The organism is Micromonospora sp. NPDC051227 (assembly GCF_044455385.1).
Classification (GTDB): Bacteria; Actinomycetota; Actinomycetes; order Mycobacteriales; family Micromonosporaceae; genus Micromonospora.
Map to the genome: position 1 here is coordinate 54,819 of NZ_JBITET010000001.1, position 26,673 is coordinate 81,491.

31 protein-coding genes and 1 pseudogene are annotated in these 26,673 nt (G+C 71.9%); 16 read left to right on the forward strand and 16 right to left on the reverse strand.

The annotated features are described in order from the left end of the window. Positions 1 to 23: 23 nt before the first annotated feature. Positions 24 to 752: an SDR family oxidoreductase gene (locus tag ACIA47_RS00275; RefSeq protein ID WP_203120445.1), complete on the reverse strand. Its 729-nt coding sequence runs from the start codon at positions 750 to 752 to the stop codon at positions 24 to 26. An 88-nt stretch (positions 753 to 840) separates the two neighbouring features. Here ACIA47_RS00275 and ACIA47_RS00280 point away from each other — a divergent pair, with 88 nt between their 5' ends. From ACIA47_RS00280 to ACIA47_RS00290, 3 genes are all read left to right on the forward strand, one after another. After that, a complete protein-coding gene (locus tag ACIA47_RS00280; protein ID WP_396704126.1) occupies positions 841 to 1,674 on the forward strand; it encodes a patatin-like phospholipase family protein in 834 nt (277 codons plus the stop codon). A 45-nt stretch (positions 1,675 to 1,719) separates the two neighbouring features. Continuing rightward, positions 1,720 to 2,181 (forward strand): peroxiredoxin, encoded by a 462-nt coding sequence (locus ACIA47_RS00285; protein WP_396704128.1) that lies wholly within the window; start codon positions 1,720 to 1,722, stop codon positions 2,179 to 2,181. An 83-nt stretch (positions 2,182 to 2,264) separates the two neighbouring features. Next, the gene (locus ACIA47_RS00290; protein WP_396704130.1) at positions 2,265 to 2,948 is read left to right on the forward strand and encodes a hypothetical protein; all 684 of its coding nucleotides are present in this window, start codon (positions 2,265 to 2,267) and stop codon (positions 2,946 to 2,948) included. Positions 2,949 to 2,954: 6 nt separating this feature from the next. Here ACIA47_RS00290 and ACIA47_RS00295 read toward each other — a convergent pair whose 3' ends face one another. Beyond that, on the reverse strand, positions 2,955 to 3,407 hold the full coding sequence (locus tag ACIA47_RS00295) for a MarR family winged helix-turn-helix transcriptional regulator (protein ID WP_396704132.1): 453 nt from the start codon (positions 3,405 to 3,407) through the stop codon (positions 2,955 to 2,957). A gap of 97 nt (positions 3,408 to 3,504) precedes the next feature. Between ACIA47_RS00295 and ACIA47_RS00300 the strand changes: the two genes are divergently transcribed. Then, positions 3,505 to 3,951: a hypothetical protein gene (locus tag ACIA47_RS00300; protein ID WP_396704134.1), complete on the forward strand. Its 447-nt coding sequence runs from the start codon at positions 3,505 to 3,507 to the stop codon at positions 3,949 to 3,951. A gap of 104 nt (positions 3,952 to 4,055) precedes the next feature. Here ACIA47_RS00300 and eis read toward each other — a convergent pair whose 3' ends face one another. From eis to ACIA47_RS00315, 3 genes are all read right to left on the reverse strand, one after another. Beyond that, positions 4,056 to 5,243, reverse strand: coding sequence for an enhanced intracellular survival protein Eis (eis, locus tag ACIA47_RS00305; protein WP_396704136.1), 1,188 nt, complete (start codon positions 5,241 to 5,243; stop codon positions 4,056 to 4,058). A gap of 175 nt (positions 5,244 to 5,418) precedes the next feature. Next, positions 5,419 to 6,417 (reverse strand): cytochrome d ubiquinol oxidase subunit II, encoded by a 999-nt coding sequence (cydB, locus tag ACIA47_RS00310; protein ID WP_396704138.1) that lies wholly within the window; start codon positions 6,415 to 6,417, stop codon positions 5,419 to 5,421. Positions 6,418 to 6,431: 14 nt separating this feature from the next. Beyond that, positions 6,432 to 7,844: a cytochrome ubiquinol oxidase subunit I gene (locus ACIA47_RS00315; RefSeq protein WP_396704140.1), complete on the reverse strand. Its 1,413-nt coding sequence runs from the start codon at positions 7,842 to 7,844 to the stop codon at positions 6,432 to 6,434. A gap of 162 nt (positions 7,845 to 8,006) precedes the next feature. Here ACIA47_RS00315 and ACIA47_RS00320 point away from each other — a divergent pair, with 162 nt between their 5' ends. The 6 genes from ACIA47_RS00320 to ACIA47_RS00345 all read left to right on the forward strand — a co-directional run bounded on the left by ACIA47_RS00320 (position 8,007) and on the right by ACIA47_RS00345 (position 13,602). Continuing rightward, positions 8,007 to 8,774: a lysophospholipid acyltransferase family protein gene (locus tag ACIA47_RS00320; protein WP_396704142.1), complete on the forward strand. Its 768-nt coding sequence runs from the start codon at positions 8,007 to 8,009 to the stop codon at positions 8,772 to 8,774. A 54-nt stretch (positions 8,775 to 8,828) separates the two neighbouring features. Further along, complete coding sequence (locus ACIA47_RS00325; protein WP_203120453.1) at positions 8,829 to 9,404, forward strand: TetR/AcrR family transcriptional regulator; 576 nt, start codon at positions 8,829 to 8,831, stop codon at positions 9,402 to 9,404. A gap of 48 nt (positions 9,405 to 9,452) precedes the next feature. Then, a complete protein-coding gene (locus ACIA47_RS00330; protein ID WP_396704144.1) occupies positions 9,453 to 10,412 on the forward strand; it encodes an SDR family NAD(P)-dependent oxidoreductase in 960 nt (319 codons plus the stop codon). 237 nt (positions 10,413 to 10,649) lie between these two features. Further along, on the forward strand, positions 10,650 to 11,417 hold the full coding sequence (locus ACIA47_RS00335; RefSeq protein WP_203120455.1) for a glycerophosphodiester phosphodiesterase: 768 nt from the start codon (positions 10,650 to 10,652) through the stop codon (positions 11,415 to 11,417). A 17-nt stretch (positions 11,418 to 11,434) separates the two neighbouring features. Continuing rightward, positions 11,435 to 12,829, forward strand: coding sequence for an MFS transporter (locus ACIA47_RS00340; RefSeq protein WP_396704146.1), 1,395 nt, complete (start codon positions 11,435 to 11,437; stop codon positions 12,827 to 12,829). Between the two features lie 56 nt (positions 12,830 to 12,885). After that, positions 12,886 to 13,602 carry a thymidine kinase gene (locus tag ACIA47_RS00345; RefSeq protein ID WP_396704148.1) on the forward strand — a complete coding sequence of 239 codons (717 nt, stop codon included), beginning with the start codon at positions 12,886 to 12,888 and terminating at the stop codon, positions 13,600 to 13,602. Here the strand turns inward: ACIA47_RS00345 and ACIA47_RS00350 are convergent. From ACIA47_RS00350 to ACIA47_RS00360, 3 genes are read right to left on the reverse strand one after another with little or no spacing between them, the layout of a single operon-like run. Next, positions 13,569 to 13,763: a hypothetical protein gene (locus ACIA47_RS00350; RefSeq protein WP_396704150.1), complete on the reverse strand. Its 195-nt coding sequence runs from the start codon at positions 13,761 to 13,763 to the stop codon at positions 13,569 to 13,571. The two genes, ACIA47_RS00345 and ACIA47_RS00350, sit on opposite strands and share 34 nt — an antisense overlap. A gap of 59 nt (positions 13,764 to 13,822) precedes the next feature. Next, positions 13,823 to 14,950, reverse strand: coding sequence for a low temperature requirement protein A (locus ACIA47_RS00355; RefSeq protein ID WP_396704152.1), 1,128 nt, complete (start codon positions 14,948 to 14,950; stop codon positions 13,823 to 13,825). A 52-nt stretch (positions 14,951 to 15,002) separates the two neighbouring features. Continuing rightward, positions 15,003 to 15,461, reverse strand: coding sequence for a hypothetical protein (locus tag ACIA47_RS00360; RefSeq protein WP_396704154.1), 459 nt, complete (start codon positions 15,459 to 15,461; stop codon positions 15,003 to 15,005). A 146-nt stretch (positions 15,462 to 15,607) separates the two neighbouring features. Between ACIA47_RS00360 and ACIA47_RS00365 the strand changes: the two genes are divergently transcribed. The 3 genes from ACIA47_RS00365 to ACIA47_RS00375 all read left to right on the forward strand — a co-directional run bounded on the left by ACIA47_RS00365 (position 15,608) and on the right by ACIA47_RS00375 (position 18,189). After that, positions 15,608 to 17,311 (forward strand): acyl-CoA dehydrogenase family protein, encoded by a 1,704-nt coding sequence (locus tag ACIA47_RS00365; protein WP_396704156.1) that lies wholly within the window; start codon positions 15,608 to 15,610, stop codon positions 17,309 to 17,311. A gap of 66 nt (positions 17,312 to 17,377) precedes the next feature. Then, complete coding sequence (locus ACIA47_RS00370; protein WP_203120461.1) at positions 17,378 to 17,749, forward strand: VOC family protein; 372 nt, start codon at positions 17,378 to 17,380, stop codon at positions 17,747 to 17,749. A 32-nt stretch (positions 17,750 to 17,781) separates the two neighbouring features. Next, complete coding sequence (locus ACIA47_RS00375; RefSeq protein ID WP_350863823.1) at positions 17,782 to 18,189, forward strand: RidA family protein; 408 nt, start codon at positions 17,782 to 17,784, stop codon at positions 18,187 to 18,189. A 29-nt stretch (positions 18,190 to 18,218) separates the two neighbouring features. On the opposite strand, the gene ACIA47_RS00380 is transcribed toward ACIA47_RS00375, so the two are convergent. From ACIA47_RS00380 to ACIA47_RS00410, 7 genes are all read right to left on the reverse strand, one after another. After that, a complete protein-coding gene (locus tag ACIA47_RS00380; protein ID WP_203120463.1) occupies positions 18,219 to 19,217 on the reverse strand; it encodes a tyrosine-type recombinase/integrase in 999 nt (332 codons plus the stop codon). 71 nt (positions 19,218 to 19,288) lie between these two features. Continuing rightward, positions 19,289 to 19,714 carry an Hsp20/alpha crystallin family protein gene (locus tag ACIA47_RS00385; RefSeq protein ID WP_396705309.1) on the reverse strand — a complete coding sequence of 142 codons (426 nt, stop codon included), beginning with the start codon at positions 19,712 to 19,714 and terminating at the stop codon, positions 19,289 to 19,291. Positions 19,715 to 19,816: 102 nt separating this feature from the next. Then, positions 19,817 to 20,311, reverse strand: coding sequence for a GNAT family N-acetyltransferase (locus ACIA47_RS00390; RefSeq protein ID WP_396704159.1), 495 nt, complete (start codon positions 20,309 to 20,311; stop codon positions 19,817 to 19,819). Positions 20,312 to 20,442: 131 nt separating this feature from the next. Continuing rightward, the gene (locus ACIA47_RS00395; protein ID WP_396704161.1) at positions 20,443 to 20,856 is read right to left on the reverse strand and encodes a DUF6069 family protein; all 414 of its coding nucleotides are present in this window, start codon (positions 20,854 to 20,856) and stop codon (positions 20,443 to 20,445) included. Between the two features lie 76 nt (positions 20,857 to 20,932). After that, entirely contained in the window at positions 20,933 to 21,409 is a 477-nt protein-coding gene (locus ACIA47_RS00400; RefSeq protein WP_396704163.1) for a MarR family winged helix-turn-helix transcriptional regulator, read from the reverse strand. Positions 21,410 to 21,461: 52 nt separating this feature from the next. After that, the gene (locus tag ACIA47_RS00405; protein ID WP_396704165.1) at positions 21,462 to 21,977 is read right to left on the reverse strand and encodes a DUF2087 domain-containing protein; all 516 of its coding nucleotides are present in this window, start codon (positions 21,975 to 21,977) and stop codon (positions 21,462 to 21,464) included. A 54-nt stretch (positions 21,978 to 22,031) separates the two neighbouring features. Then, the gene (locus ACIA47_RS00410; RefSeq protein WP_203120468.1) at positions 22,032 to 22,547 is read right to left on the reverse strand and encodes a MarR family transcriptional regulator; all 516 of its coding nucleotides are present in this window, start codon (positions 22,545 to 22,547) and stop codon (positions 22,032 to 22,034) included. 68 nt (positions 22,548 to 22,615) lie between these two features. Between ACIA47_RS00410 and ACIA47_RS00415 the strand changes: the two genes are divergently transcribed. After that, positions 22,616 to 23,848 (forward strand): MFS transporter, encoded by a 1,233-nt coding sequence (locus ACIA47_RS00415; RefSeq protein WP_396704168.1) that lies wholly within the window; start codon positions 22,616 to 22,618, stop codon positions 23,846 to 23,848. Between the two features lie 102 nt (positions 23,849 to 23,950). On the opposite strand, the pseudogene ACIA47_RS00420 reads toward ACIA47_RS00415, so the two are convergent. Further along, positions 23,951 to 24,079 (reverse strand): annotated as a pseudogene (locus ACIA47_RS00420) (Scr1 family TA system antitoxin-like transcriptional regulator); the annotation flags it as partial. Positions 24,080 to 24,292: 213 nt separating this feature from the next. Between ACIA47_RS00420 and ACIA47_RS00425 the strand changes: the two are divergent. Both ACIA47_RS00425 and ACIA47_RS00430 read left to right on the forward strand, forming a co-directional pair. Next, positions 24,293 to 25,576, forward strand: coding sequence for a hypothetical protein (locus ACIA47_RS00425; protein ID WP_396704170.1), 1,284 nt, complete (start codon positions 24,293 to 24,295; stop codon positions 25,574 to 25,576). Next, positions 25,563 to 26,462 (forward strand): hypothetical protein, encoded by a 900-nt coding sequence (locus ACIA47_RS00430; protein ID WP_396704172.1) that lies wholly within the window; start codon positions 25,563 to 25,565, stop codon positions 26,460 to 26,462. Before ACIA47_RS00425 ends, ACIA47_RS00430 begins: the two co-directional genes overlap by 14 nt. Positions 26,463 to 26,673: the final 211 nt, after the last annotated feature.

Consider the following 26,673-nt stretch of genomic DNA (forward strand, 5'->3'; position numbering starts at 1 on the left):
TCTCCGACCGGGTGAAGGCGTGGTCAGAGACCGCCGGAGACGCGCAGCACGGTCCCGGTGGCGTACGAGGCGTCCGGGCCGAGCAGCCAGGCGATGGCGGCAGCGATCTCGTCGGGTTCGCCGGCGCGGCCCAGCGGGATGCGACCGACGGCGGAGTCGGCGCGGTCGGGCACCCCGGAGTCGGCGTGGATGTCGGTGCGCACGATGCCGGGGGCTACGGCGTTGACCCGGATGCCCTTCGGGGCGAGTTCCTTGGCCAGGCCGACGGTGAGGGTGTCGGTGGCGGCCTTCACGGCGGCGTAGTGCACGTACTCCCCCGGGCTGCCGAGGGTCGCGGCCGCCGACGAGACGTTGACGATCGCCCCGCCGTCGGTGAGCCGGCGGGCGCCCTGCTGGGCGCAGAGGACGTAGCCGACGAGGTTGACGTCGACGACCCGGCGCAGGTCCTCGACGCGCAGCTCGGTGAACGGCCCGATCAGGCTGGTGACGCCGGCGTTGTTGACCAGGCCGGTGAGCGGGCCGAGTTGAGCGGCCGCGTCGAACAGGGCGTGCACCTGCTCGGGGTCGGTGGTGTCGGCGCGTACCGCGATGGCCTGTGCGCCGGCGGCCCGCAGGTCGGTCAGGACGGCGGTGGCGGCGGCCTCGTCGCGGCGGTAGCACAGGGCGACGTGGTGACCGGCGGCGGCGAGCCGACGGGCGGTGGCCGCGCCGATGCCCCGGCCGCCGCCGGTGATGACGGTGACGGGTGCCATGGTGCCTCCCGGGGAAACTGACGGCTGCGCGATGGTCGTGCCGACGCTACCGTGACCGGCGCGGGGCGGTCGTCGAGAGGAGGGTCACATGCAGCGGGCGTTGGTGCTCGGCGGTGGCGGGGTGACCGGGGTGGCCTGGGAATTGGGGCTACTGGCCGGGTTGGTCGAGCGGGGCGTGCCGGTCACCGAGGCGGATCTGGTGGTGGGCACGTCGGCGGGTTCGGTGGTCGGTGCCCAGGTGTGCTCCGGGTTGCCCGTCGAGCGTTTCTACAGCGAGCAGTTGGCGCCGCCGTCGAGTGAGCTGGCGGCACGATTGGGCTACGCGACGCTGGCGCGGCTGATCTGGGCCGGTGGGCGGACCCGCGACGCGGTGCGCTCGCGAGCCCGGATCGGGGCGATGGCGGTGGCGGCGCGTACCCCGTCGGAGGCGTCGCGACGGGCGGTGATCGAGGCCCGTCTGCCGGCCCGGGAGTGGCCGCAGCGACGGCTGCTGATCACGGCGGTGGACGCGTCGTCCGGTGAGTTCGTGGTGTTCGACCGCGACAGCGGGGTGTCCCTGGTGGACGCGGTGGGCGCGAGTTGCGCGGTGCCCGGGGTGTGGCCGCCGGTGACGATCGGCGCGCGCCGCTTCGTCGACGGTGGGATGCGCTCGACGGTGAACGCGGACCTGGCGGCGGACGCGCGCACTGTGCTGGTGCTCGCGCCGACATCGGCGGCGTTCGGGCCGATGCCACGGCTGTCGGCGCAGGTGGACGCCTTGCGGGCGGCCGGGTCGCGGGTGGTGGTGCTGACGCCGGACGCGGCGGCGCGCACCGCGATTGGCCGCGACGTGCTGGACCCGGCCCGGCGCGCGGGCGCGGCGCGAGCCGGGCGGACCCAGGCCGACGTGGTGGCCGACGAGGTGGCTGCGCTCTGGGCGTGATCGCTTACGCTCACCGCGCGGTCGATCAGACGACGGAGGTGCGCGGTGGCTGGTGTGGGTGTCGGCGACGTGGTGCAGGATTTCGAGCTGCCGGATGAGACGGGCACGCCGCGGCGGCTGTCGGAGTTTTTGGCGGCCGGGCCGGTGGTGCTGTTCTTCTACCCGGCGGCGATGACCCGGGGGTGCACGGCGGAGAGCTGCCACTTCCGCGACCTCGCGGCGGAGTTCACGGCGCTGGGCGCGACGCGGGTGGGCATCAGCCGCGACCCGGTGGCGAAGCAGGCCGAGTTCTCGAAGCTGCACGGCTTCGACTATCCGCTGCTGTCGGACGCCGACGGCACGGTGGCGCAGCAGTTCGGGGTCAGGCGGCGGGTGCCGTTGGGGCCGTTGAGCATGAAGCGCATGACGTTCGTCATCGGCACCGACCGCCGGGTCATCGAGGTGATCCACAGCGAGGTCAGCATGAACGAGCACGCGGACCGGGCGCTGCGGGCGCTGGGCGGCTGAGCGGGCGTGAGCCCCGTGCGGCGGGTGTCGCAGCCGGCTGGTATCAAGACAGCAATCAAACAGGTGTACGGAAGAGGGTTGTGATGGATGCCGGCCAGGGTTTGTCCACTAGCGAGGTGCAGAGCATCCGGGAGTCGTTGGCGGCCGGGCGTAAACCGCGGGTGGTGTTCACCGCGTCGGCGGGGCAGATCGCCGGTCAGGTCGGTCAGGTGATCGAGCTGACCGACCCGGAGGTGTCCGACGAGTTCGTGGTGGTGCGCTTCGGTCGCGACGAGTTGCCGTTCTCCCCCGCCGACCTGGCCGTGGCGCCCAAGGGCGTCACTCGTCGGGTGGTGGAGCCGAAGCCGGAGCCCGAGCCCGAGCCGCCAGCGGTGGCCGCGCCGGAGTTCGTGTTGGACACGCCGCGGGTGCCCGCGCAGCGACAGGAGGAGCCGAAGGTGGAGCAGACGGAGAAGCCGCCGGCGCGGCGGGCGGTCAAGGCCGTCAAGCCGAAGGGTCCCGCGGGCCTCACCGTGACCCTGGCGTACGCCGAGGGTGAGTGGACCGTCGCCGCGCAGCAGGGCAGTAAGGCACTGGCGAAGCCGTACGTGGTGAAGCCGGCGGAGGCGTTGAAGATGGTGGCCCTGGTCGACGTGCCGGGGGTGCAGGAGGCGGTGCAGCAGATCCTGGGCACCGAGCGGGCCGAGGCGGAGCAGCAGGCCGAGAAGCTGCGCGCCGAACTGGCCGAGATCGAGGCCCGGCTGGCAGAGCTGCGCGAGGCCCGCTGAGGCGGGTCAGTGCCCGCTGTGGTGGCGCAGCAGTCGGGTGAGCAGTCGCGTCAGCTGCTTGCGCTCGGTGGCGGACAGCGGCGCTAGTAGGTCGGCTTGGACGCGCTCGAGGGTCGCGCCCATCCGGTGGGCCTCGTCGGCACCGGCGTCGGTGGCGCTGATGACGTTGCGGCGGCGATCGGCCGGGTCGGGGGCACGCACCACGAGCCCTCGGCCGGCCAGGTCGTTGATGGCGGCCACCACGTCGCTGCGGTCGATGCCGCAGCGCCGGCCGAGGTCGGCCTGGCTCGCGGGCCCGTCCTCGGCCAGGCTGGCGAGCAGTCGGTAGTGGTAACCGCGCAGGTCGTGCGCGGCGAAGCCCTCGCTGAGCAGGCGGGCGGCGTGGCTGGCGGTCTGGTTGAGCAGCCAGCTCGGGCTGGTGCTGAGCCCGGCGGGTGACTGCGGGGCCGCGTTGTCCATGCGGCGCAGCCTACCAGTAATCGTTGGCGCGACCCACGATTGGATGTTACGTTGGTGCAACCAACGTTGGCTCGTCCAACGTACCGAAGGAGGCGTCATGTCCACCGTCCCCACCCTCAACGGCCAGGTCATCGGCCAGGCCCACTACGCCACCCGGGCCCTGCTCGAACGGGCCAGCGCTCCCCTCGGCGTCGAGTTCAACCAGTTGCTCGCCCTCAACGTCCTCGCCAACGGCCCGGTGGAGTCCGCCCACCTCACGCACCGGATCACCAGCACAATTAAGGTCGACGAGCAGGAGGTGCAACGGGTGCTCGCCACCCTCGTCGACGCGAACCTCGCCCAGGCCGACCACGACGCCGACGCACCACGGCTGCGGCTCACCGACGCCGGTCACGCCGTGCAGGCCCGCATCGCCGATGCCGTCGCGGACATCAGCGTCCGCCTCTACGCGGACATCCCCACCGACGAGGCGAGCGCCGCCGCCCGGGCGCTCACCCTGATCACCCAGCGCGCCAACGCCGAGCTGGCCGCGACCCCGACCTGACCGGCAAGAGCCCGACGGTGTGCGGGCCGGTCCTGCCGCGACCGGCCCGCGCGCCGGGCCGGGTCCGGCCAACCTGTCAGCGGCCAACGGGCCGGCCCGGTCGGTCAGAAGTAGTCGAGCAACTGCGCCGGGCCTCCGACGCCCAGCAGGTCCAGGGCGGTCGGGTCGGCGTCGCCGGCACAGTGCAGCAGGCCGGCCTGTGCGACCGACCGGGCCTGCGCCGCCCCGGCGTACAGCAGCGCGAAACCGCGCACGTCCAACCGCAGCTCCGCCTCGCCGCCGACCCGGGCCAGCTCGGCGGCGCCGTCGGCGACGGTCAACCGCCAGGTGCCGGTGTTCCATTCGGCGAGCGGGTCGGTGAGGCCGAAGTCGACAACACCCCGGGCGTGGGCGGGCCACCCCCGCGCGCTCACCGCGCGGGCGACGTCGACCGGTCGGTGCATCCACAGGTCCCGCTCGTGGTCACGGGCCGACTCCAACGGCAGGACGGTGCTGACGGCATCGCCGTCGAGCGGGCACAGTCGCAGGGTCGGCGCGACGCTGGCCCAACTGCCGAGCACCCCGACGAGTTCCCGGGCGGCCTCGGCGGTGACGGCCAGGGCCTCGTCGACGGTGAGCACCGAGTCGGCCCCGTAGCCCCGACCCCGCTGCCAGGTGGCGTAGCCGACCAGCTCACCGTCGGCCTCGACGAGGGTGACCCCGTCGCCGGGCAGGTCGCGGTCGGCGGCGTCGAACAGCTCACCCCGGCGGGTCAGCATGCCGTTGCGGTGCCGGGTGACCCGCTCGTACAGGGCGGCGACGGCCGGCAGGTCGGCGGGCGTACCGGCCCGGACGGTGAGGTGCGACGCGGGCCGGTGTCGGGGCAGCGCGGCGGTGGCCAGGTCGACGGTGCGCAGCACCCCGGCGGCCTCCCACCCGCAGGCCCGGTAAGGGGCGGCGACGGTCGGGTAGAGCGCGCTGATCGCCGCCTGACGGTCGCGGGCGCCGCGTAGCAGCGCGCTGAGCAGGGCGCGAGCCACGCCGCGACCCCGGGCCTCGGGTGCGACGGCCACCCCGGCCACGTCGGCGGCCGGCACCGCCCGCCCGGCCCACCACTGGTCGTGGTGCAGGTCGACGGCCTTGCCGACCAGGCGACCGGCGTCGTCGAACGCGCCGTAGCGGGTCCGGCCGGGCGCCGGACCGGCCGCGGGCGCCGGGCGCTGCGGGTCGGAGCCGAACGCGAACCGGCCCAGCTCCCAGGCGGCGTCGAGGTCGTCGGCGGTGAGTTCGCGTACGTGCACAGTGGCGGACATCGACACACCGTAGCGAGGTGGGTCCGCGCCAACAGCCGATTTACGCGGCATGATCAACTCGACACGCGATCTTGCGGTTTCTGTCGCGGCATACGGGGCATTCCACCCATCACGGCGACCGAAACCGCAAGATCGACGGGGGTGCGCCCGGGACGCCGAGACGGCACCCTGTCGGTCAGTGCTGCGGGATGTTGGCCACGCCGATGCGCTTGCGGAACACCCAGTACGTCCATCCCTGGTAGGCCAGCACCACCGGAGTGAAGATCACCGCCACCCAGGTCATGATCTTCAGGGTGTACGGGGTGGACGCGGCGTTGGCGGCCGTCAGCGTGCCGGCCGCGTCCAGGGTGGAGGGCAGCACGTTCGGGAACAGCGCCGCGAACAGGGTCGCCACGGCCAGGCCGATCGCCACGGCGGTGCCGGTGAACGCCCAGCCCTCCCGGCGTACCCGGGCGGCCGCCAGCCCACCGAGCAGGGCCAGGGCGGCGCCGACGGCGAGCACGACGGCGGCCGCGCTGGAGCGGATGCTCAACGTCCAGGTCAGGAACCCGACCGCGAGCACGGCGGCGCCGACACCGAGGCGCACCGCGAGGGCGCCCGCCCGCTCCCGGATGTCGCCGGTGGTCTTCAGGGCGATGAACACCGCGCCGTGGGTGAGGAACAGCGCGAGGGTGGTCGCGCCGCCCAGCAGGGCGTACGGGTTGAGCAGGTTCAGCAGGCCGCCGACGTACTCGTGGTCGGCGTCCAGCGGCACGCCGCGCAGGATGTTGGCGAAGGCGACGCCCCACAGGATCGCCGGCAGCAGCGAGCCGACCACGATCGCCGCGTCCCAGCGGCGCTTCCAGGACGCCTCGGGGCGCTTGTGCCGGTACTCGAAGGCGACCCCCCGGGCGATCAGGGCCAGCAGGATCAGCAGCAGCGGCAGGTAGAAGCCGGAGAAGAGGGTGGCGTACCACTCGGGGAACGCGGCGAACATGGCGCCACCGGCGGTGATCAGCCACACCTCGTTGCCGTCCCAGACCGGGCCGATGGTGTTGATCAGGACGCGGCGTTCCCGGTCGTCGCGGCCGAGCACGGGCAGCAGCATGCCGACGCCGAAGTCGAAGCCCTCCAGGATGAAGTACCCGGTGAACAGCACGGCGACGAGGAGAAACCAGATGGTGGTCAGTTCCACGATGGGCTCCGGGATCAGTAGGCGAAGGCGAGCGGGCGCTCGGCGTCGTCGGTGTCGTCGGTGGGGGGTTGCTCGCTGACGTCCGGCACGCCGGCCTTGGCGTAGCGCAGCAACAGCTTGACCTCGATCACGGCGAGGGTGGCGTAGATCAGCGTGAAGGCGGCGAACGAGGTGAGCACCTCGGCCAGCGAGACGCTGCGGGACACCCCGTTGCGGGTGAGCATCTCGCCGAAGACGATCCACGGCTGGCGACCCATCTCGGTGAAGATCCACCCGAAGGAGTTGGCCAGCAACGGCAGCACCGGCATGGCCAGCCCGGCGCGCAGCAGCCACTTGCTGCTCGGGGTGCGGCCCTTGCGCTGGCTCCAGAGCACCAGCAGGGCGATCGCGCCGGCCGCCATCCCGAAGGCGATCATGAAACGGAAGCTCCAGTAGGTGACCGGGATGATCGGGGTGTAGCTGCCCGCGCCGTACTGGGTGGCGTACTGGGCCTGTAGGTCGTTGATGCCGTGCACGGTGCCGTTCGGGTCGCCGGTGCCCAGGTACGACAGCAGGTACGGGATCTTGATGGCGAACACCTCGCGGCTGCCGTCGAGGCTGCCGATGGTGAGCACGGAGAACGAGGCGGGGCTCTCGGTGGTGTAGAGGCCCTCGGCGGCGGCCATCTTCATCGGCTGCACGTCGGTCATGATCTTGCCTTGGATGTCGCCGGTGAACAGCACGGCCGCGGAGGCGACCAGGACCACCCAGGAGCCGAACTTGGTGGCGAAGCGGTACGCGCCGGTGTCGGCGGAGCCGCGGTTACGGATGACGTGCCACAGGCCCACGGCGGTGACCAGCGACCCGGCGACCAGGAACGAGCCGGCCAGGGTGTGCGGGAAGGTGATCAGGGCGACCTTGTTGGTCAGCACCGCCGGGAAGTCGGTCAGCTCGGCGCGACCGGTGTCCGCGTTGATCCGGTAGCCGACCGGGTTCTGCATGAACGAGTTCGCCGCGAGGATGAAGTACGCGCTGAGGTTGGTGCCGATCGCGGCGGCCCAGATGCTGGCCAGGTGCGCCCGCTTGGGCAGCCGGTCCCAGCCGAAGATCCACAGGCCGATGAAGGTGGATTCGAGGAAGAACGCGACGAGCGCCTCGATGGCCAGGGGTGCGCCGAAGATGTCGCCGACGAAGCGGGAGTAGTCGCTCCAGTTCATGCCGAACTGGAACTCCTGCACGATGCCGGTGACCACCCCCATGGCAAAGTTGATCAGGAACAGCTTGCCGTAGAACTTGGTGAGCTTGAGGTAGCGCTCGTTGCCGGTGCGGTGCCACATCGTCTGCAGGATGGCCACCAGCACGGAGAGGCCGATGGTCAGCGGCACGAAGAGAAAGTGGTAGACGGTGGTGACACCGAACTGCCAGCGGGCAACGTCCAACGCATCCACCTGAAAACCCCCAACCATCCGTACTACGCGACGTAGTAAATACTACTGCTCGTCGTAGAGGATTGGGCAGGGCCGGGCGGCCCGAACGCACCCGGGACCAATGACCCTGATCACCCGACCCGCCCTCGCAGCCCTGCCGGCGCGTGCGACGATGGCGCGCTGATGAACACCTCCGCCTGGCAGCCGCCGCTGATCTGGCGCGCCGCCCTCCTGCTGACCCGGGGCCTGGTCGGGCTGCTCGCCCGCCTCGAGGTCACCGGCGACGTCCCGGCGCACCTGCGTCGCGGCCCACTGGTGCTGGCCGCCAACCACATCAGCCCGTTCGACCCGGTGGTCATGGCCGCCGCCTGCCAGACCCGTGGCATCGCCCCGCGGATCATGGCGACCGCCGGACTGTTCCGCGTCCCGGTGTTCGGCGCCGCCATGCGCCACGCCGGGCACATCCGGGTCGACCGGGGCACCAACGCGGTGCACCAGGCCCTCGACGATGCCGCCACCGCCGTCGCGCGCGGCTCGGTGATCCTCATCTACCCCGAGGGGCGCATCGGCCTGGACCCCGGCCTGTGGCCCGAACGCGGCAAGACCGGCGTCGCCCGACTCGCCCTGGCCTGCGGCGCCCCGGTCGTCCCGGTCGCCCAGTGGGGTGCGCACGAGGTGCTGCCCTATCAGGCGCCCCGCGGAATGCTGCGTGGCATCGCCCGCTCGCTGTGGCGTCGACCGGTGATCCGGGTGCACTTCGGCACCCCCGTCGAGCTGGGCGAGACGGCGGCCGCCAACCCCGGCGCGGCCCGCCGCGCCACCAACCGGATCATCGACGCACTCACCGACACCCTCGCCCCGCTGCGCCCCGACGAGCCCGACCTGCCCCGCCACGTTGACCCCGGCCGCCCGAGCGACAGCAGCCGCGCCCACCGCCGCAACTCGACCTGAGCGACCCGATGAACGCATTAGACAACTTTTTAAAAGTCGTCTAATCTGTCTAGCGTGAGCACAGCAGCAGCGGATGCCCAGGACCCGAAGCGCACCGCCGTCCTAGCGGCGGCGGTCGCGGTGTTCGGGCGCTACGGCTTCCAGAAGACGTCGATGGAGGCGGTCGCCAAGGCGGCGGGCATCTCCCGGCCGGGCCTGTACCTGATGTTCCCCAACAAGGAGCAGCTGTACCGCGCCACCATGCAGGGCGTCATGGAACGCGCCCAGCACGCCATGGAAGCCTGCCTCGCCGACCAGTCGACGAGCTTCGACGAGAGGGTCGTGGCCGGGTTGGACGCCCTGATGGGCTCGTACATCGACACCCAGATGGCCCGCGACCTCAACGACCTGCTGGAGAACAGCGAGCCACAGCTGGGCTCGATGTTCCACGACTACCAGGTACGGGCTCAGGCGGCACTGCGAGCCCACATCGAGGCCGTCGCCCCGGCCGATCTGCTCGACGAGGGGCGGACCGCGGACGACGTCATGGATCTTCTCTTCTCCGCGGCGCTCACCTGGAAGTCGACCTCGACCTCCAGGGACGAGTTCCGCGCCCGGCTGCGCCGGGCTCTGCGGCTGCTCCACCGCTGACACACCCCGCACTCAAACGACATGATCTTGCACCCCTGGAGGCCCGAAATGTCACGAATCATCACCCCGTACTCGGCCCAGTCGACCGCCGCCGAGGTGATCGACGGCGTCGACCTCACCGGCCGGCGGGCCATCGTCACCGGCGGCGCGTCCGGGATCGGCCTGGAGACCGCCCGGGCGCTGGCCGACGCCGGCGCCGAGGTGACGTTGGCCGTACGCGACACCGCCGCCGGTGAGCGCGCTGCCACCGACATCACGGCCGGCGGAGCACCCGGAAAGGTCCGGGTCGACCACCTCGACCTGGCCGACCGCGCCTCCATCGACGCCTTCGTGGCGGGTTGGACAGGCCCGCTGCACATCCTGGTGAACAACGCCGGCATCATGGCCGTGCCCGAGCTGACCAGGACAGCCGACGGCTGGGAGGCGCAGTTCGCCATCAACCACCTCGGTCACGCCGCCCTGGCCCTGGGTCTGCGCGACGCGCTGGCCGCCGCGCAGGGCGCCCGCATCGTCGTCGTCAGCTCGTCGGCCCACCAGCAGTCCCCGGTCGTCTTCGACGACATCCACTTCAGCGCCCGCCCCTACGAGGCGTGGTCGGCATACGGCCAGTCGAAGACAGCCACCATCCTGTTCACCGTCGCCCTGGCCAAGAAGTGGGCCGCCGACGGCATCACGGCCAATGCCCTGCACCCCGGCGGCATCATGACCAACCTGCAACGGCACCTCGACGACGCGCAGTTGCGCCGGGTCGGCGCGCTCGACGAGCAGGGCAACCGCCTGGAGGTGCCGCCGGGCTGGAAGACCCCCCAGCAGGGCGCGGCCACCTCGGTCCTGCTGGCCGCCAGCCCCGAGGTCGAGGGTGTGACCGGCCGCTATTTCGAGGACGGCAACGAGGCCCCGGTCATCGCCGAACCGACCGACGGCAGGAGCGGCGTGCTCCCGTACGCCCTCGATCACCAGAACGCCGAGGCCCTCTGGGACGAGACGCTCCGGCTCCTGACGCGCTGACCTGCTCCCCGACGACGTCGTGCTGCTGGACCTGTTGCGCCGCGACGGCCACCAGACCGACTGGAGCTGAGTCCGCCAGGAAGATCGACTCGGTTTCCCGGAAACCGGGGCGTGCTCACGCCCCGGACACCCCGCCTTGCAGGAAATCGAGTCGATCATCGGGCGGCGGCGGCGCGGGCGGGCGACAGACGCCGGCCGGCCACCCGCCGGCCACCAACCGAGGGCATACTGCGTCGCGTGTTGACCCGATTCGGCTACCTCGACGCGCCGGCACCGCTGGCGTTCGCCCACCGTGGCGGCGCCGCCGAGGGCGACGAGAACACCACCGAGGCGTTCGCCCGGGCCATCGGGCTGGGCTACCGGTACGTGGAGACCGACGTGCACGCCACCGCCGACGGCGTGGCGGTGATCTTCCACGACCCGACGCTGCGCCGGGTCACCGGTGAGGCTGGACGCATCGCCGACATGAGCTGGGCGGATCTCGCCTCGGTACGCGTCGGCGGCGCTGCCGTCGTACCCCGGCTCGACGAGGTGTTGGGGGCGTGGCCGCAGGTCCGCTTCAACATCGACGTGAAGGCCGACGGCGGCGTCGAGCCGACGGTCGCGACCGTGACCCGGGCCGGTGCCGGCGACCGGGTGCTGCTCGCCTCGTTCAGCGACGCCCGGCTGACCCGGCTGCGCGCGCTCACCGAGGGACGCGTCGCCACCAGCCTGGGCATGCGCGGCGTCGCCCGGCTGCGGCTGGCCTCCCTGCACGGGCGGCCGCTGCGGCTGCCGCCGTCGGTGGTCGCCGCGCAGGTGCCGCCACACTACGGGCGGGTGCCGGTGGTGGACCGCCGGTTCCTCGACTACTGCCACCGCATCGGCCTGCAGGTGCACGTCTGGACGATCGACGAACCGGCCCAGATGCACGAGTTACTGGACCGTGGCGTGGATGGCATCATGACCGATCACGTCGGCGTGCTGCGCGACGTCTACCGCAGCCGCGGCCACTGGGCCGCCTGAGGATCGAAGGACCCCCGATGGCCGAGACCGTGACCCCCACGGTGGACGACACCCCGCCTCCGGCGAGCACCCGCCGGGAGCGGCGCGGCTGGTACATCTACGACTGGGCGAACTCGGCGTTCCAGACCACAGTCATCACGGTGTTCCTGGGCCCGTTCATCACCACCGTCGCCGAGCTGGCCGCCGGCTGCGAGTTGGGCGCGGACACCTGCGACGGGTACGTGTACCCGCTGGGCATCCGGGTGGCGGCCGGGTCCTACTACCCGTACCTGATCTCGCTGTCGGTGTTCCTCACCGTGTTCGTGCTGCCAGTCATCGGGGCGATCGCCGACCGGTCGGCGCACAAGAAGCGGCTGCTCGGCGGCGCCGCGTTCACCGGCGCCGGCGCGACCGTCGCGATGATCTTCGTCACCGGCGACCGCTACCTGCTCGGCGGGGCCCTCTTCCTGGTCGCCAACATCTCCTTCGGCGCGGCCCTGGTGGTCTACAACTCGTTCCTGCCGCAGCTCGGCGGCCCCGACGAACGCGACGGCATCTCCAGTCGCGGCTGGGCGCTGGGTTACCTGGGCGGTGGGCTGCTGCTGGCGTTCAACCTGGTCGCGGTCACTCTGTTCAGCGAGGACGACAACCCGCAGCGCACCCTGGACCTGGCCCGCTGGTCGATCGTCTCGGCCGGGGTGTGGTGGGCCGTGTTCACCCTCGTGCCGCTGCGCTGGCTGCGGGAACGCCCCAGCGCGGCGGCGGCGCTGGCCCGGCAGGGCAACGTGCTCACCGACGGGTTCCGGCAGCTGGGCCACACCCTGCGCGAGATCAAGGCGTACCCGTTGACGCTGTTCTTCCTGCTGGCGTTCCTGGTCTACAACGACGGCATCCAGACCGTCATCACCCTGGCCAGCCAGTACGGCACCGAGGAACTGCGGCTGGAGCAGAGCACCCTGATCATCACGATCCTGCTGGTGCAGTTCCTCGCCTTCGGTGGCGCGTTGAGCCTGGGCGCGCTGGCCAAGCGGATCGGTGCCTGGAAGACCGTGCTGCTCAGCCTGGTCCTCTGGACCGGTGTGATCATCGCCGCGTTCCGGCTGCCCGCCGAGGCGCCGGTGCCGTTCATGGTCCTCGGCGCGGCCATCGGCCTGGTCCTCGGCGGCAGCCAGGCGCTGAGCCGGTCGCTGTTCAGCCAGCTCATCCCGGCCGGCAAGGAAGGCGAGTACTACGGCTTCTACGAGATCAGCGACAAGGGCACCAGCTGGCTCGGCCCGCTCGCCTTCGGCCTGGTGTTTCAACTCACCGCCTCGTACCGGGTGGGCCTGGTCTCACTGCTGATCTTCTTCGTGGTCGGGTTCCTGCTCCTCGCCGCCGTGCCGGTCCGCCGCGCGATCGTGGCCGCGGGCAACACGCCACCCCGGGTGCTCTGAGCACGCGTCCCGGACCAGGCAGATCAGGGGCGGTCGATCGGCTAGGCTGCCCGACCGTGACTGACGACGCCCCCGCCGCACCGACCTGCCTGGCCCACCCGTTCCCCGGCCAGCCACACGCTCCGGCCGGGTGCGCGGCCGCGCGCGGGCTCGACGGGCGTCCGGTGCACGCGGCGGCGTTGAAGTTCTTCTGGGGGCCGATGGACTGCGGCAAGTCCACGATGGCGTTGCAGATGAACTACAACCACGCCCGGCAGGGCCGGCGCGGGCTGGTCACCACGCGCATCGACCGGTCGCTGGGACCGCAGGTCACCACCCGTATCGGCCTGGCCCACGAGGCCGTCGAGGTCACCGACGACCTGGACCTGCGGGCCCTGGTGCGCGGCCGGTGGGCTGACGGGGTACGCGTCGACTACCTGATCTGCGACGAGGCGTGCTTCTACACCGTCGAGCACGTCGAGCAGATGGCCGAGCTGGTGGACAGCTACGACGTCGACGTGTTCGCGTTCGGCCTGGCCACCGACTTCCGGTCGCGGATGTTCCCCGCCACGCAACGCCTGTTCGAGCTGGCCGACGAGGTGGCCCGCATCCAGGTCGAGGTGCTCTGCTGGTGCGGCCGCGAAGGGTTGCTCAACGCCCGGGTCGTCGACGGGCGGGTCGTCCGTGAGGGCGCCCAGGTCGTCATCGGTGACACCGTCGACACCGCCGAGGTGCGCTACCAGGTGCTCTGCCGCCGGCACTACCGCAGCGGCGACCTCGGCCCTCGCGACTGAGCGGTCCGCCGTGCCGACACCCGGTCGGCCACGATCACCCCGACTGTGATCAGCAGCACCGCCCCGGCGGCCAACGCGATCGGCGCCCGCAATGCCACCGCCACCGCGGACAGCACGTAGACCAGGTCGAGGAAGAGCTCGGTGGAGGTGGTCGGCTCCACTCCACAACGCGGGCGCAGTAACTGCGGATGAAGCGGACCGTGTCCTGGCGACGCGCCGCTCACCGCGCTGCCGCCAGTGACCGGAACCGGTCGGTCAGGATCACGGCGACCGTCACCGCCAACGCCGCTGCGGCGCACACCGCGACGGGTGCCCCCAGCCCCACACCTACCGGCATCAGCGCCAGCAGGACCACCACCGCCGTGACCCGGCTGATCGGCAGGGTCCGCCACAGCAGCGCCTTGTAGGCGGCGTGCCCGGCCAGGAACAGCGCAGGACCACCCAGGGTGAGCAGCACGTCGACAGTGGTGGCCCGCGCGCCGGGCTCCCGCAGCAACCGCTCGTCGGCCGCTGACGTGACGACGACACCGGCGACGATCACCGGGTGCAGGAAGTTGAACGCGACTCGGCTCAACCCGCCGGTGCGCTCCCCGGCCTGGGCGATGACCTCCGTGGCAGCCGGGGCCGAGCGGGCGAAATACACCCACCACAGCGCCACCGAACCGCCGAACGCCAGCAGGAACGCCCCGGACGTCACCAGGTCCACGTGCGACGTGAGGGTGCTGCCGGTGACCAGGATCGACTCCCCCAGCGCGATCAGGACGAACGCAGCGCACCGTTCGGCCAGGTGCCCACCCTCCACCATCCACCGCTCGGGTCGGCTGCGTCCCCGCCGCGGCAGCGGATAGCCGATCGAGAGGCCGACCACCTCGATCACGATCACCACCGCCCACACCGCGTCCCGGGCGGCACCGCCGACCAGGCCACCGAGGACCACGAGCACCGACGTCCCGGAGATCCACGGCAGCGACTGCTGGAACCCGGCCACCAGCCACGGGCTGCCCTGCACCGCCCACAAGGAGAACAGGGTGCGGCCCACCTGCACGATCACGTAGACCAGCGCGAAGAGCAGGCCGGTCGAGCCGAACGCCTGCGGAATCGCCGCCGACAACAGCAGGCTGCCCAGCCCCACCCCGATCAGCATCGTCCGCACCGGCCCCTGGTCCGGTTGCAGCCAGTTAGTCAGCCAGGTGGTGTAGATCCAGACGAGCCACACCAGCGCCAGCAACAGGCCGGTACGTCCCGCGCCCCGCCAGTCCAGGTGCGCGAGCAGGTAGTGCGACAACTGGGTGATGGTGAAGATGAAGACGAGGTCGAAGAAGAGCTCCGTCGAAGTGGTCGGCTGCACCCCCTCGCGTGGTCGCAGCAGCTGTGGGCGTATCGGGGCGTCGACCGGGGGCCTAGAAGGGGTCACCGCACACCCGCCAGTTCCCGTCCTCACGGACCACCGGCAGGCGACGTTCTTCGCTGAGCCCGCCGTCGCGAGTCACCTTCACTGTCACCGTGCCGTGCGGTCGTCCGCTGCGGGTGGCGACCGACACGTCGGTGATCTCGTAGTCGGTGACCATCGGTGGTGTCCGCACCCAACTGGTGAAGCCGATCTCGCTCCAGCGGCTGCGCGCGTCCTCGCAGAGCCGCTCGTACGCCCGGTCACTGTCGCCGAGGGCCACCTCGCTGAGGAAACCGTCGGCGGTCTCCCGGATCGGACCGGCGGCCTGTCGGACGGTCTGCAGGTTCCAGGCGCCCAAGCCGGCCACCCCCACGCAGCACAGCGCCACGCCGAACCCGGCGAACGCCAACCCGGTGCGCATCGGGCGGTGACGCCGGGCCGGTCGGCTCCACGACTGGCCCGCACCCACGACTACCGACCGTAGAGAAGACGCTCACGCCGACGGGCGACAAGCCGGAAACTGGGTGCGCCCGATGGGCGGGTGTGCCCTGTTCGCGGCGGCCCCGCATCGTCTACCGTCGGCGCACACCCCCGAGCAGTGCCAGGAGCCGATCGATGAGCCGCTTCGTGCAGCCGGTACCACCCCCCGTCGACCCGTACGCCAGCGATGGCCTGCTGCGGTCCTGGCTGGAGCGTCACCTCGGCCCGGGCGGGCACGCCGCCGCGAAGGGCCGTCTCGCGGACCTGGCCGCCGACGTCACCGGGCCGCTGCGCGCGGCGCACGCCGACGCGGAGGCGCACCCGCCGACGCTGGTCCGCTACGACCCGTGGGGTGCCCGGATCGACCGCATCGACACCTCCGCCGGTTGGCAGGCGCAACGCGCCGCCGCCGCCCGACACGCCGTGGTGGCGCTGCCCTACCTGCCGGACGCCCGGGGCACCTGGGGTGCCGCCGCGCGGGTCGTTCAGCACGCCCTGCTGCACCTGTACGGGCCGGAGTCGGCGACGTTCTCCTGCCCGGTGGCGATGGCCGACGGGGCGGCGGCGCTGCTCAGCATGCCCGACGTCGACGCCACGGTCCGCGATGCGTGGCTGCCCCGGCTGATCTCCACGGACCCGGCCACGGCGATCACCAGCGGGCAGTGGATGACCGAGTCGCAGGGCGGCTCCGATCTGGGCCGCTCCAGCACGCTCGGCCGACCCGCGGCGGACGGTTCGTGGCGGCTGACCGGGGAGAAGTGGTTCTGCTCCGCCGCCGACGCGGCGATGGCGGTGGCGCTGGCCCGGCCGGAGGGCGCCGGGCGGGGCAGCCGGGTGCTCGCCCCGTTCCTCGTTCCCCGGTACGCGGTCGACTCACCCCTGGCCGACGGCGCGGCGCCGGGCGCACCCGCACCGGGTGTCACAGTGCACCGGCTCAAGGACAAGCTCGGCACCCGGGCGCTGCCCACCGCCGAGATCGGCCTGCGCGACGCGTACGCCCTTCCACTGGGTGACCCGGCGGTGCCCGGTCTGGTCCGGGCGATGACCCTGGTCGTGGTGACCCGGGTGCACAACGCCGCGGCGGCGGCCGGCGGGATGCGACGGGGTCTCGCCTACGCCCGCGCGTACGCCGAGGTGCGGCACGTCGCCGGCGGCCCGCTGGTGTCCTCGCCCCTGCACCGGGCCACCCTGGGCACCCTCGCGGTCGACGCGGCGGGCGCGTTCGCCCTCGCCGGGCATGCCTTCGCCCTGCTCGGGCGGGTCGAGGTCGGCGCCGACCCGGAGGCCGCGGCCGAGCTGCGCATCGTGGCGCCGTTGGCCAAGCTGGCCACCGGCCGGCTCGCCGTCAGCTCCGCCAGCGAGTACGTGGAGAGCTTCGGCGGGGCCGGCTACGTGGAGGACACCGGCGTGCCGCGGCTGCTGCGCGACGCCCAGGTGCTGCCGATCTGGGAGGGCACCACCAATGTGCTGGCCCTGGACGTGCTGCGCGCGTTGACCCGGGAGGACGCCGGTGCGCCGCTGCTGAGCCGGCTGGCCGCCGCCGTCGACCTGGCGCGGCCGCTGTCGCCGGTGCTGGCCGACACCCTGGCCACCGCCGCCGCGCAGTTGGCGGAGACCATCACCGCGGTGACCGTCGACCCGGGTGCGTCGGCGGTGCTCGCGGGCGCCCGCGGTCTGGCGTTGCGCCTGGCGTACGCGCTGACCACCGCGTTGCTCGTCGAGCACGCCGCGTGGGGCGACGAGCAGGCGGAGTTGGCCGCGCGGCTGTGGGCGCGCCGCTGGCTGCGGCACGAGGAGATCGCCGAGGACGCCCACCACCACCTCGACCTGCTCTGCTGACCGGTCGGCGCGAGCGGACGGGCGTTGCGGGCCGGAGTTGTCGGGCCCCGGCGGCATACTGCCGGCGTGACAACTCTTGCCGACCTCGCGATGGTCAACCTCGACAGTCCCGATCCCGCCGGCCACGCCGCGTTCTACCACGAGGCGCTGGGCTGGGAGGTCACCCACAGCCAACCGGAGTACGCGATGATCAGCTCCGGTGGCGTCTCCATCGGCTTCGGGCTGGTCGAGGGCTACCGACCGCCCTCCTGGCCGGACCAGACCGGCGACAAGCGATACCACCTGGATCTTTACGTCGACGACCTGGCGGCGGCGGAGGAGAAGTTCGTCGCCGCGGGCGCGTCGAAGCCGGCCTTCCAGCCCGGCGGTGAGCGGTGGGTGGTGCTTCTCGACCCGATCGGGCAGCCGTTCTGCATCTGCCCCCGCCCACAGAGCTGAGACGGTCCGGCGCAACGACGGAAGGAGTCAGCATGGCCATCACTCTCGTCAATCCGGACGGGTTACCGAAGCCGGACGTCTACCGTCAGTTGTCGATCGCAACCGGGTCCAAGCTGGTCTTCCTCGCCGGTCAGGTGGCCCGCGACGTCGAAGGGCGCAAAGTCGGCGAGGGAGACCTCGCCGCGCAGGTCGAGCAGTGTTATCTCAACATTGGCACCGCCCTGGCCGAGATCGGTGGGTCCTTCGGCGACGTGGCGAAACTGACCATCTACGTCGTCGACTGGTCGCCCGACAAGATGCCCCTGCTGGGCGAAGGCGTCGCTCGGGCGGGCGCGAAGCTGGGAGTTGACCTGGTCAAGCCCATCACGCTGCTGGGTGTCAGTGCTCTGGGCGAGCCTGATCTCCTCGTCGAGGTCGAAGCCACTGCGGTTCTCGACTGATCAACAACCCGACGTCGGGCGTGTAGCGTTCAGCCGCGACGACGCGACCGGGCCGCCCACACCGCGTAGGCCGGGTCGCGGTCGAGGTTGTGCCGGTCCCGGTCGTAGCGGCGGGTGGTGCGCGGATCGGCGTGTCCCATGGCGTCCTGCACGTCCTCCAACGGCACGCCCTCGGAGCGGGCCGTGGTGGCGAAGGCGTGCCGTAGCGAGTGTGGGGACAGCTTCGCCCAGGCCGGGATGCCGGCGGCGCGGGCGAGCCGACGAACCATCCGAAACACCGAGTGCCGGTCCAGCCGGGCACCGCTGGCGGTGACCAGCAGCGGGCCGGTGAGCTGCGGCACCGGCACGCCGGTGGTGGCGGCCCGCTGGGCCAGGTAGGCGTCCAGGGCGTGCCCGGTGCCGGGGGTGAGGGCGCGGCGGCGTTGTTTGCCGCCCTTGCCGATGAAACGCACGCTGCGGTGGCCGCGTTCGGTGCCCAGGTCGGTCAGGTCCAGCGAGATCAGCTCGCCGACCCGCAGACCCAGGTCGGCGAGGAGCGCGAGCGCCGCCCGGTTACGTACGGCGGTCGCGCCGGTGTCCGCGTCGGCCGCGCTGAGCAGGGCGTCCACCTCCTCGGGCGTGAGCCCGACGGTGGCGGAGTGGTCCCGGTCGACGCGGGGGCGGTCGGCGCCGGAGACCGGGTTGGCCGGCACAGCGCCCAGTTTGACCAGGAAGTCGTACCAACTGGACAGCGCCGAGAGTCGGCGCGCGACGGTCGCCGGGGTCAGTGGGCGGCCGCTGCGGGCGTCGACGCCGCTCTCCAGCGCGCGGGCGTACTCATTGACGTGCAGGAACGTGGCCCGCAGCGGGTCCAGGTCGCGGCCGGCGCACCAGCGGAGCCAGCCGGTGACGTCACGTCGGTAGGCGTCGCGGGTGTGCTCGGACAGCCGCCGGTTGCGCAGCCACGCCTCGGTGACCTCGACCGGCCCGCTCGGCAGCGCCGGTGGCGCGGACGGGCGGGCGAGCACCGGAGCGTCGGAGAACACCATGTGAAAAAGGCTCTCAGCCTCGGGTGGGATCGGCGTGCAGGCGCGCCGGTCCCACCCGTCACCGTGTCGGATCAGGCGTTGATCTCTCGGCGGGAGCCGCCGTTGGCCTGGATGGCCACCCGGCGGGGCTTGGCGCGCTCGGCGACCGGGATGCGCAGCGTCAGCACCCCGTTCTCGTAGCCGGCCTCCAGCTTGTCGGTGTCGAGCGTGTCGCCGAGGAACAGCTGCCGGGTGAAGGTGCCCATCGGGCGTTCGGCGGCGACCAGTTCGATGCCGTCGCCGGCGGGCCTGCGGCGCTCGGCGCGGACGGTGAGCACGTTGCGCTCGACGGTGCAGTCGATGCTGTCCGGATCGACGCCGGGCAGGTCGAACGCCGCGTAGAAGTGGTCGCCGTCGCGGTAGGCGTCCAGGTGCATCGTCGCGGGACGGGCCGCCGTACCGAAGAACTGCTCGGCGAGCCGGTCGATCTCGCGGAACGGGTCGGTACGCATCAACATCGTCATGCCTCCTCGGTTCTCCTGGCCGAAGGTGATGAGTTGAGCCGGGCCGACTCAACTTCCTCTTCTTATTTAGCGCGTCCGCGCGCCGACGTCAACTGCTCAGGACAACCGCTTCTCGAACCAGTGGTCGGCGTAGGGGCCCCGCGAGTACGCCGGGATCTCGGCGTAGCCGTGCCGGGCGTACAGGGCGCGGGCCTCGACCAGGTCATGCCGGGTGTCGAGCCGGATCCGGTCCGCCCCGGCCACGCGGGCCTGCTCCTCGACGGCGGCCAGCAGCATGGCGCCCCCACCGGCGCCGCGGTGCTCGGGGCGGATGAACACCCGGGTCAGCTCGGCCCAGCCGGGTTGCCAGCGCAGCCCGGCGCAACCGGCCAGTTCGGAACCGCGGTGGGTGAGCAGGAGCAGCCCGGTCGGTTCGGTCAGGTCGTCGCTGGGCATCTCGGCCAGGGCCGCGTCGACCTCGCCGGGCAGGACCGGGCGACGGTGATAGCGAACCACCATCTCGCTCATGTACTCGCGCAGCAGAAGCACCGCGTCGGGGTGGTCGGGCCGGCTGGTGCTGGTCGTCCAGGTGGGCCGGGCGGTAACGGTCACCTGTTGATCATCACCGCCCGGTCAACGGTTTTATCCGGTCGCCCCGGTTTCGGGGTTCAATTCCCGAGGGTTTTCGCCCACCCCGTGGTCAGCGCGACACGAGGTGGGCAGGGGGAACACCAGCGTGCCGCCTACCGGCGCGGGCGGGGCAGCAGGGCGATCAACGCGACCGCCACGGCCACGTGCGTCGCGCCGAGGGCGAGCTTGGCGCCGCCGGTGGCCTCGACGCTGAGCACCGGGACGAAGGACAGCGCCGTCACGACGATGGCCAGCGAGATCCAGACCGGTCGGGCGACCCGGGTGGCGAACCGCTCCAGCAGTGCCAGCGCCGCCCAGCCGAGCAGGGCGGCGACAAGGGCGATCATGGCGATCGCGCCGGCCCCGATGACAGTGGCGGGCTGGCCCGGGCTCTCGACTGTGTAGTCGACGCCGACCAGCGCGCCGATCGCCCAGATGGCCAGGGGAGCCACGACGGCGGCGGCGACGCCGAGGGCGCGGCGGCGCAGTGGTGAGGGGGCGGGGGTCGTGACGGCGGCAGCGCTCATGACGGCTCCTCGTTCAGGGGAAACGAACGAGTACGACCGTAACAGATAGTCTGGTTCGGAACTATCTTTCTCAGAACTAACAGCTGGAACGGGCCCCCGGCGCGTACGGGGAGGTGTTGGCCAGTGGCCCGCTCACCAGCGCCAGGAGAGCCCGCAGGAACACCTCCCGGTCCTGCTCGGGCAGGGTTGCCAGCAGGTCGTCCTGGATGCGCCGGACCACCTGTTGCGCCTGCCGCAGCACCTGCTCCCCCGCCGGCGTCACCGCGACCAGCCGGGCACGTCGGTCCGTCGGCGCCGGACGGCGCTCGGCCAGCCCGGCCCGCTCCAACTGGTCGAGCGTCACGACCATCGTGGTCTTGTCCACACCGCACCGCTCACCGATCTCCCGCTGGGTCAGCTCACCGGTGTGGGCCTGTGCCAGCACGTAGTGCGCCCGCGGCGAGATGCCCAACTCGGCCAGCCCGGCGGCGTGCTCGGTCTGCAACGCGTGACTCGCCCAGGAGAGTAGGAACAACAGGTCCGGCGGGCCATCCGAGGGCGTGCAGGAGGTCATGCGCCGAGGCTAGCAAGATCCTCCGCAACGAGACTGTTCGCGCGGTGGACGATCAGAGCCGCTGGTAGACGCCGCGCTCGCGGGTAAGCAACTGCTCGTCGATCAGATACCGGCGCAGTGTCACGTGATCCGACCCTCCCGCGGCGCACCACGGCTTGAGCGCGTCGTCGACGGCCCGCTCCGGATAGCGGGTGCCCGGCTCGAACGACCGCTCGGCGATGTGCGCCAGCAGGACCCGCCGCCGGCTCGGCTGCGCCGGAAGACTCACCAGGACGCCCGCGCGCAGGAAGGTCCGCAGCACCGGGTCGACTCCGGGCTCGGCGTCGTCGGCGGGGCGGCTGTCGCGCGCGGTGGCCCGCAGCGACGCCTCGTCGGCCGCGAGGGCACCGTCCGCGCCGGTGACGAGGCCCGCGTCGGTGAGCCGGCGGACCCCGGTGAGCACCACCCGTGCCGGCAGGCCGGTCCGCTCGGCGACCTCGGTCGCGCTGGTCGCACCCAGCACGATCGCCGCGAAGATCCGTCGCCGTCCGTCGTCGGCCAGGGCCCCGGCCAGCTCATGCGCAGTCACGCCGGTCACCCTTCCATCAGCGGTACGCGGGCCGCCAGGCGATTTCGGCCTCGCTCAGTCGGTCTGCGGCGTGCTCTGTGGCTGCTCGGCGACGAGCAGCACCCGGCGCAGCAGGTCGGAGAGGTGTCGCCGTTCGGCCGCGGTGAGTGTGCCGAGCAGGCGGTGTTCCTCGGCGCCCTGGACCTCCATCGCCCCGCGCCAGGCGGCCTGACCCGCCTCGGTGAGTTCCACGTCGACGCGCCGACGGTCGACTGTCGACGGAATCCGGTGGACGAAGCCCCGCCGCAGCAGCGCGTCCACTCGCGCCGTGATGGAGGCGGGGGCCATCGCGAGGTCTGCGGCGAGGTCCGAGGGTGCCGCCCGACCACCGCGGCCGGCCAGGGCGTGCAGCGTGTCGTACTCGTGGGCCGGTAGGTCGAGATCGACCAGGACCCGCTCCTTGACGGCCCGCAGATGCCGGGTCAGCCGGATCATCCTGGTCACCGCCCCCTCGATGTCCGCGTCGAGGTCGGGCACCACGGGCAGCCAGCGTTCGATGTGCCGGTCGACGGCGTCCGGAGTGGTGGTCACCGCGCCAGCTTACCTCGGTACCAAAATATTCGTTGCCGAAATATTCGACGCCGAAGTATGTTGTGGTCATGGCTCACCCGCTGCGCGACCATTCCTTCCGGCTGCTGTTCCTGGGGCGCACCATCTCCGCTCTCGGCGACGCGGTGGTGCCTGCCGCCCTGGCGCTGGCAGTGCTGCGGGCTACCGGCTCCACCAGCGCGCTGGCCGTCGTCCTCGCCGCGGCGGTCGTCCCCCGGCTGGTCCTGTTGCCGTTCGGCGGGGTGGTTGCCGACCGGTTCGACGCCCGCCGGGTCGCCCTCCTGGCCGACCTGGTCCGCTGCGCCACGCAGCTCGCGGTCGGCGTGGAGCTGCTCGGCGGCGACCCGTCACTGACCACAGTGGTGGTGGCGTCCGCGCTCGGCGGCACCGCCTCGGCGTTCGCCATCCCGACCGCGTCTCCACTGGTCGCCGGCACCGTCGAACCGGCCGACCGGCAGCGGGCCAACGCCCTGATGGGGATCACCGCCAACACCAGCCGCCTCGCCGGCCCGGCCCTGGCCGGCGCGCTGATCTGGGCCGCCGGGCCCGGCTGGGCGTTCATCCTGGACGGCGCGTCTTTCGCGCTCAGCGCCATGCTGCTCGCGCTGGTGCGGGTCCGCCACGTGCCGGTGCCCCGCCGTTCCGTCCTCGCCGACCTGCGGCACGGCTTCGGCGAGGTACGCGCCCGCGACTGGTTCTGGACCAGCCTGCTCGGGCACGGCGTGTGGAACGGCGCCGCCGCCGTGCTGATGACCCTCGGGCCGGCCGTCGCCATCGACCGCCTGGGCGGCGAGACGACCTGGGTGCTGCTGTTGCAGGCCGGCGCGATCGGGATGCTCACCGGATCACTGCTGGCCGGGCGGGTCCGGCTGCACCGGCCGGTGCTGCTGGCCAACCTCGGGCTGGCCTGCTACGCCGCCCCACTGTTCCTGCTCGCCGTCGCCGCGCCCGCCCCCGCGGTGATCGCCGCCTACGCGGTGGCGCTGACCGCCCTCGGCTACCTCAACCCGGTGTGGGAGACCGTCGTGCAGCACCACTTCCCGCCGGAGGTCCTGGCCCGGGTCACCTCGTACGACTGGCTGGTGTCGCTGGGCGCCATGCCGCTGGGCTACGCGCTGGCGCCGTTGGCCGCCGACGCCTTCGGCGCACCCGTTCCGCTGGCCGTGGCGGGCCTGCTGGTCCTCGCCTCCTGCGCGTGCACCGCGCTTGTTCCCGGCGTACGCCGACTCACCTGGCCGGCGGCCCCGCAACCGCAACCGGCCGACCCGGCCGTTGTTCGATGATCCCATCGATCGTCGGTGCGCGACGGCCGACGGCCCCCCCACCCCACGACGGAGGCTCCCGGCCAGCGCCGGGAGCCTCCGTGCGATGTGGTCGGTCAGCCGGCGTGCCGCGCTGTCCACGTGCGCGACCCGCGACCCGTCCGGCATGTCGGCGATGGTGAACGGTCCGTCGAGCCCCGGATAGCTGGGCGCGTCCGCCGGGACGATGTGGAGTTGGACGTAACCCGCCTCGAATCTCACCAAGCTCACCCCGGACGTCGCGCTGCCCGATCTGACCCCGCGTTTCGTCGGCTGGGCGCAAGCCCGCTGACCCAGCGTCAGCCACGCCCGAGCGGGCACGGACGGGCCTGTGCAAGGCATCACGATGCGGGAGACTGACGGCGTGACGACCACTCCGGACATCGTCCAGCGGCTCGCGGGCCGCCCCGGGACGACGTCGGCCAGATGAGCCGACCATTCAGGATTGTCGTCGCCGTGCTCGCCGCGGTGGGCGCCACACTGATATACCTGAGCGTCACCCTCAAGATCCGCTCGATGACGGAGCCGATCACCTTCACGCGGGCCGCCGTCGACCTCCCGACCCTCGTCGCCAAGGGGTACGTCTTCTTCGCCCCCCTCGACCCCACGACCGCTCCCATCATGGACGCGGTGACGCCGCTGATCCGTTGGGGCGTGATCCTGCTGATCGGGGTGTCGACGTACCTGGCCTGCGGCCTCGTCACCCGACGGACGCACCCGTTCGTCGCGGCGATGACCGGCGCGGCCGCCGCCCTGACTGCCACGGCGATCGGGGATTTACTCTGGTGGGCCACCTTCGTGGTCCGTGTCCACACCGCCCCCACCGGCTGGTACGCCAACGAGGCACTGGACCACTCCACGCTTCTCGCCAGCGCGCACCTGACGCTGACGGGCTGGACGTCCGACGCCCTCTTCTTCGGCTGCCTGATCGCGGGCATGAACGCATCCCTGGTCGGTGGCACCAGACTGGCGAGAGTGCTGTTGGACGAGTTGCACGACGACACCGACGAGGGCGACGAGGGCGACGAGAGCGACGAGAGCGACGACGAGCCTCAGGAATCGCTTGACGACACCGAGGCAGCCCGGGTGCCGCTGATCGGCGACGTGCGGGGACGCAGCGCGAACCTCGCCCTGGCCGGTGTCCTTCCGGTGCTGGTGCTCATGCTGGTCAACGGCACCCAGGCGGTCTGGGACAGCTATACCGAAAGAGGATTCCTGGCGCTGCTCAGGGTGTTCCTGTACCGCCCCGCCCTGTCCCCGCCCCCACGCGTACGCGATGACGTGGAATACCGGCTGACTCACGCGACCGAGCTGAATCCGCTGTCGATGGACGTGTGGGTGCACAGGTCGGTGCTCGCCGTCGCCCTGCTGCTGGTGCTGTGGCTCCTGCTCTGGGCGCTGCTCGACGGCCTGCCGACCTCCGGGCATCACCTCGGGCTCGTCGTCGTCTGCTGGGGTGCCGTGATCGCGGCGTCCGCGCTGACCGCGACGTCTGACGTCCTGGTCGACTGCGCCATCTCGGACTCCCCCACCGGCTGCGCGCCCTGGGAGTCCCTGGGCCGGCAATTGACCTCCGCGCTGCGCTTCGGCGCGGCCTGGGGCTGGCTCGTCGCGCTGCCCGTGCTGCTGGCCCGTCGGATCCTCGACACCGACACGTCCACCGACACGTCCACCGATACGCAGGAGACTCCGGTCCATGAGTCCACGTAACAAGCTTCCGCGTCGCCGTAGGGCCCCCGCGCCGGCACCTGTCGCCTGGTGGAAACGTCCCGTCACCTGGCTGCTGACGATCGTGGTCGGTGCGGTCGCCACCTGGCTCGGCGCCGTTGTTCTCGGCATGATCAACCAGTGGAAACCGGCGAACGAGCTGGCCGAGGAGTTGGCCGGCCGGGGACCACTCGTCGTCCTCGACCTGAAGCACGTCCCCTACCCGGACGAGGGTGCGCTCGACTACGTCTACCCCGCCGGCGCCGACCTGGCTCGTCTGGACGCCGAACGGCCGGATGATCCGGCCGTCGAGGCCGGCGCGGTCGACATCGAACGGAGCACCTGGGAGATCACCCTCGTCGGCACCCGGGACGAGGCCGTGGAGGCCGTCGATCTCCGACCCGTCCTCGTCGAGCCCTGCCGCCCCCCGCTCACCGGGATCCGGGAGCCCAACGAATCCCAGGGCGCCTCCGAGAAGGTCGTCCTCGTGACACATGTGGATCGACCGAATCCCCGGATGCTCGTCGAGGACCTGGGTGGCGAGGATGCCGGTGCCGGTGCACCGTTCTTCGCCACCCACAAGATCACCTTGCCCAAGGGTGAGAAGAACGTCATCCAGGTACGAGCGCGCAGCGCCAAACAGCACTGCCGATGGCGACTGGAGTTGGACTACCTGGCTGACGGACGGCGTCAGACGATGGTGATCTCGGCACCCGGCGCCAAACCGTTCGAGGTGACCGGGCGCGCGGACGACGCGGCCCACACCTGGATCTACCTCAATTCGCTCAACGGCTGTCGAGCCAAGGACGGCAGCAAGACCGACCGGCTGCGCATCACCGGCGCCGAGTACGCGCAGATGGTTCGCGACGGGCGCACCTGCCCCTACTGACAGCCGACCGTCCACCAGCTGCGCCACCCGGATCACCCGAACGACACATCGCTGGATCATCCGCAGGCGGCCGTCCAACCGTCGACTGCCTCCGCCCGCACGACGGCACAGGTTCGACGCCACGCTCTCCGCGCAGATCTTGGACAGTTTCCGTTAGGGCGTAACGGAAACTGTCCAAGATCTGGTGGTGCCGCTGTCCGACCTGAGCACC

Excerpts from the sequence above, each read along its gene's own strand:
- ACIA47_RS00275 (WP_203120445.1), bottom strand. The coding sequence starts at position 752 with ATGGCACCCGTCACCGTCATCACCGGCGGCGGCCGGGGCATCGGCGCG.
- ACIA47_RS00280 (WP_396704126.1), top strand. The coding sequence starts at position 841 with ATGCAGCGGGCGTTGGTGCTCGGCGGTGGCGGGGTGACCGGGGTGGCC.
- ACIA47_RS00290 (WP_396704130.1), top strand. The coding sequence starts at position 2,265 with ATGGATGCCGGCCAGGGTTTGTCCACTAGCGAGGTGCAGAGCATCCGG.
- ACIA47_RS00295 (WP_396704132.1), bottom strand. The coding sequence starts at position 3,407 with ATGGACAACGCGGCCCCGCAGTCACCCGCCGGGCTCAGCACCAGCCCG.
- ACIA47_RS00300 (WP_396704134.1), top strand. The coding sequence starts at position 3,505 with ATGTCCACCGTCCCCACCCTCAACGGCCAGGTCATCGGCCAGGCCCAC.
- eis (WP_396704136.1), bottom strand. The coding sequence starts at position 5,243 with ATGTCCGCCACTGTGCACGTACGCGAACTCACCGCCGACGACCTCGAC.
- ACIA47_RS00320 (WP_396704142.1), top strand. The coding sequence starts at position 8,007 with ATGAACACCTCCGCCTGGCAGCCGCCGCTGATCTGGCGCGCCGCCCTC.
- ACIA47_RS00330 (WP_396704144.1), top strand. The coding sequence starts at position 9,453 with ATGTCACGAATCATCACCCCGTACTCGGCCCAGTCGACCGCCGCCGAG.
- ACIA47_RS00340 (WP_396704146.1), top strand. The coding sequence starts at position 11,435 with ATGGCCGAGACCGTGACCCCCACGGTGGACGACACCCCGCCTCCGGCG.
- ACIA47_RS00365 (WP_396704156.1), top strand. The coding sequence starts at position 15,608 with ATGAGCCGCTTCGTGCAGCCGGTACCACCCCCCGTCGACCCGTACGCC.
- ACIA47_RS00375 (WP_350863823.1), top strand. The coding sequence starts at position 17,782 with ATGGCCATCACTCTCGTCAATCCGGACGGGTTACCGAAGCCGGACGTC.
- ACIA47_RS00380 (WP_203120463.1), bottom strand. The coding sequence starts at position 19,217 with ATGGTGTTCTCCGACGCTCCGGTGCTCGCCCGCCCGTCCGCGCCACCG.
- ACIA47_RS00385 (WP_396705309.1), bottom strand. The coding sequence starts at position 19,714 with ATGTTGATGCGTACCGACCCGTTCCGCGAGATCGACCGGCTCGCCGAG.
- ACIA47_RS00395 (WP_396704161.1), bottom strand. The coding sequence starts at position 20,856 with ATGAGCGCTGCCGCCGTCACGACCCCCGCCCCCTCACCACTGCGCCGC.
- ACIA47_RS00400 (WP_396704163.1), bottom strand. The coding sequence starts at position 21,409 with ATGACCTCCTGCACGCCCTCGGATGGCCCGCCGGACCTGTTGTTCCTA.
- ACIA47_RS00415 (WP_396704168.1), top strand. The coding sequence starts at position 22,616 with ATGGCTCACCCGCTGCGCGACCATTCCTTCCGGCTGCTGTTCCTGGGG.
- ACIA47_RS00425 (WP_396704170.1), top strand. The coding sequence starts at position 24,293 with ATGAGCCGACCATTCAGGATTGTCGTCGCCGTGCTCGCCGCGGTGGGC.
- ACIA47_RS00430 (WP_396704172.1), top strand. The coding sequence starts at position 25,563 with ATGAGTCCACGTAACAAGCTTCCGCGTCGCCGTAGGGCCCCCGCGCCG.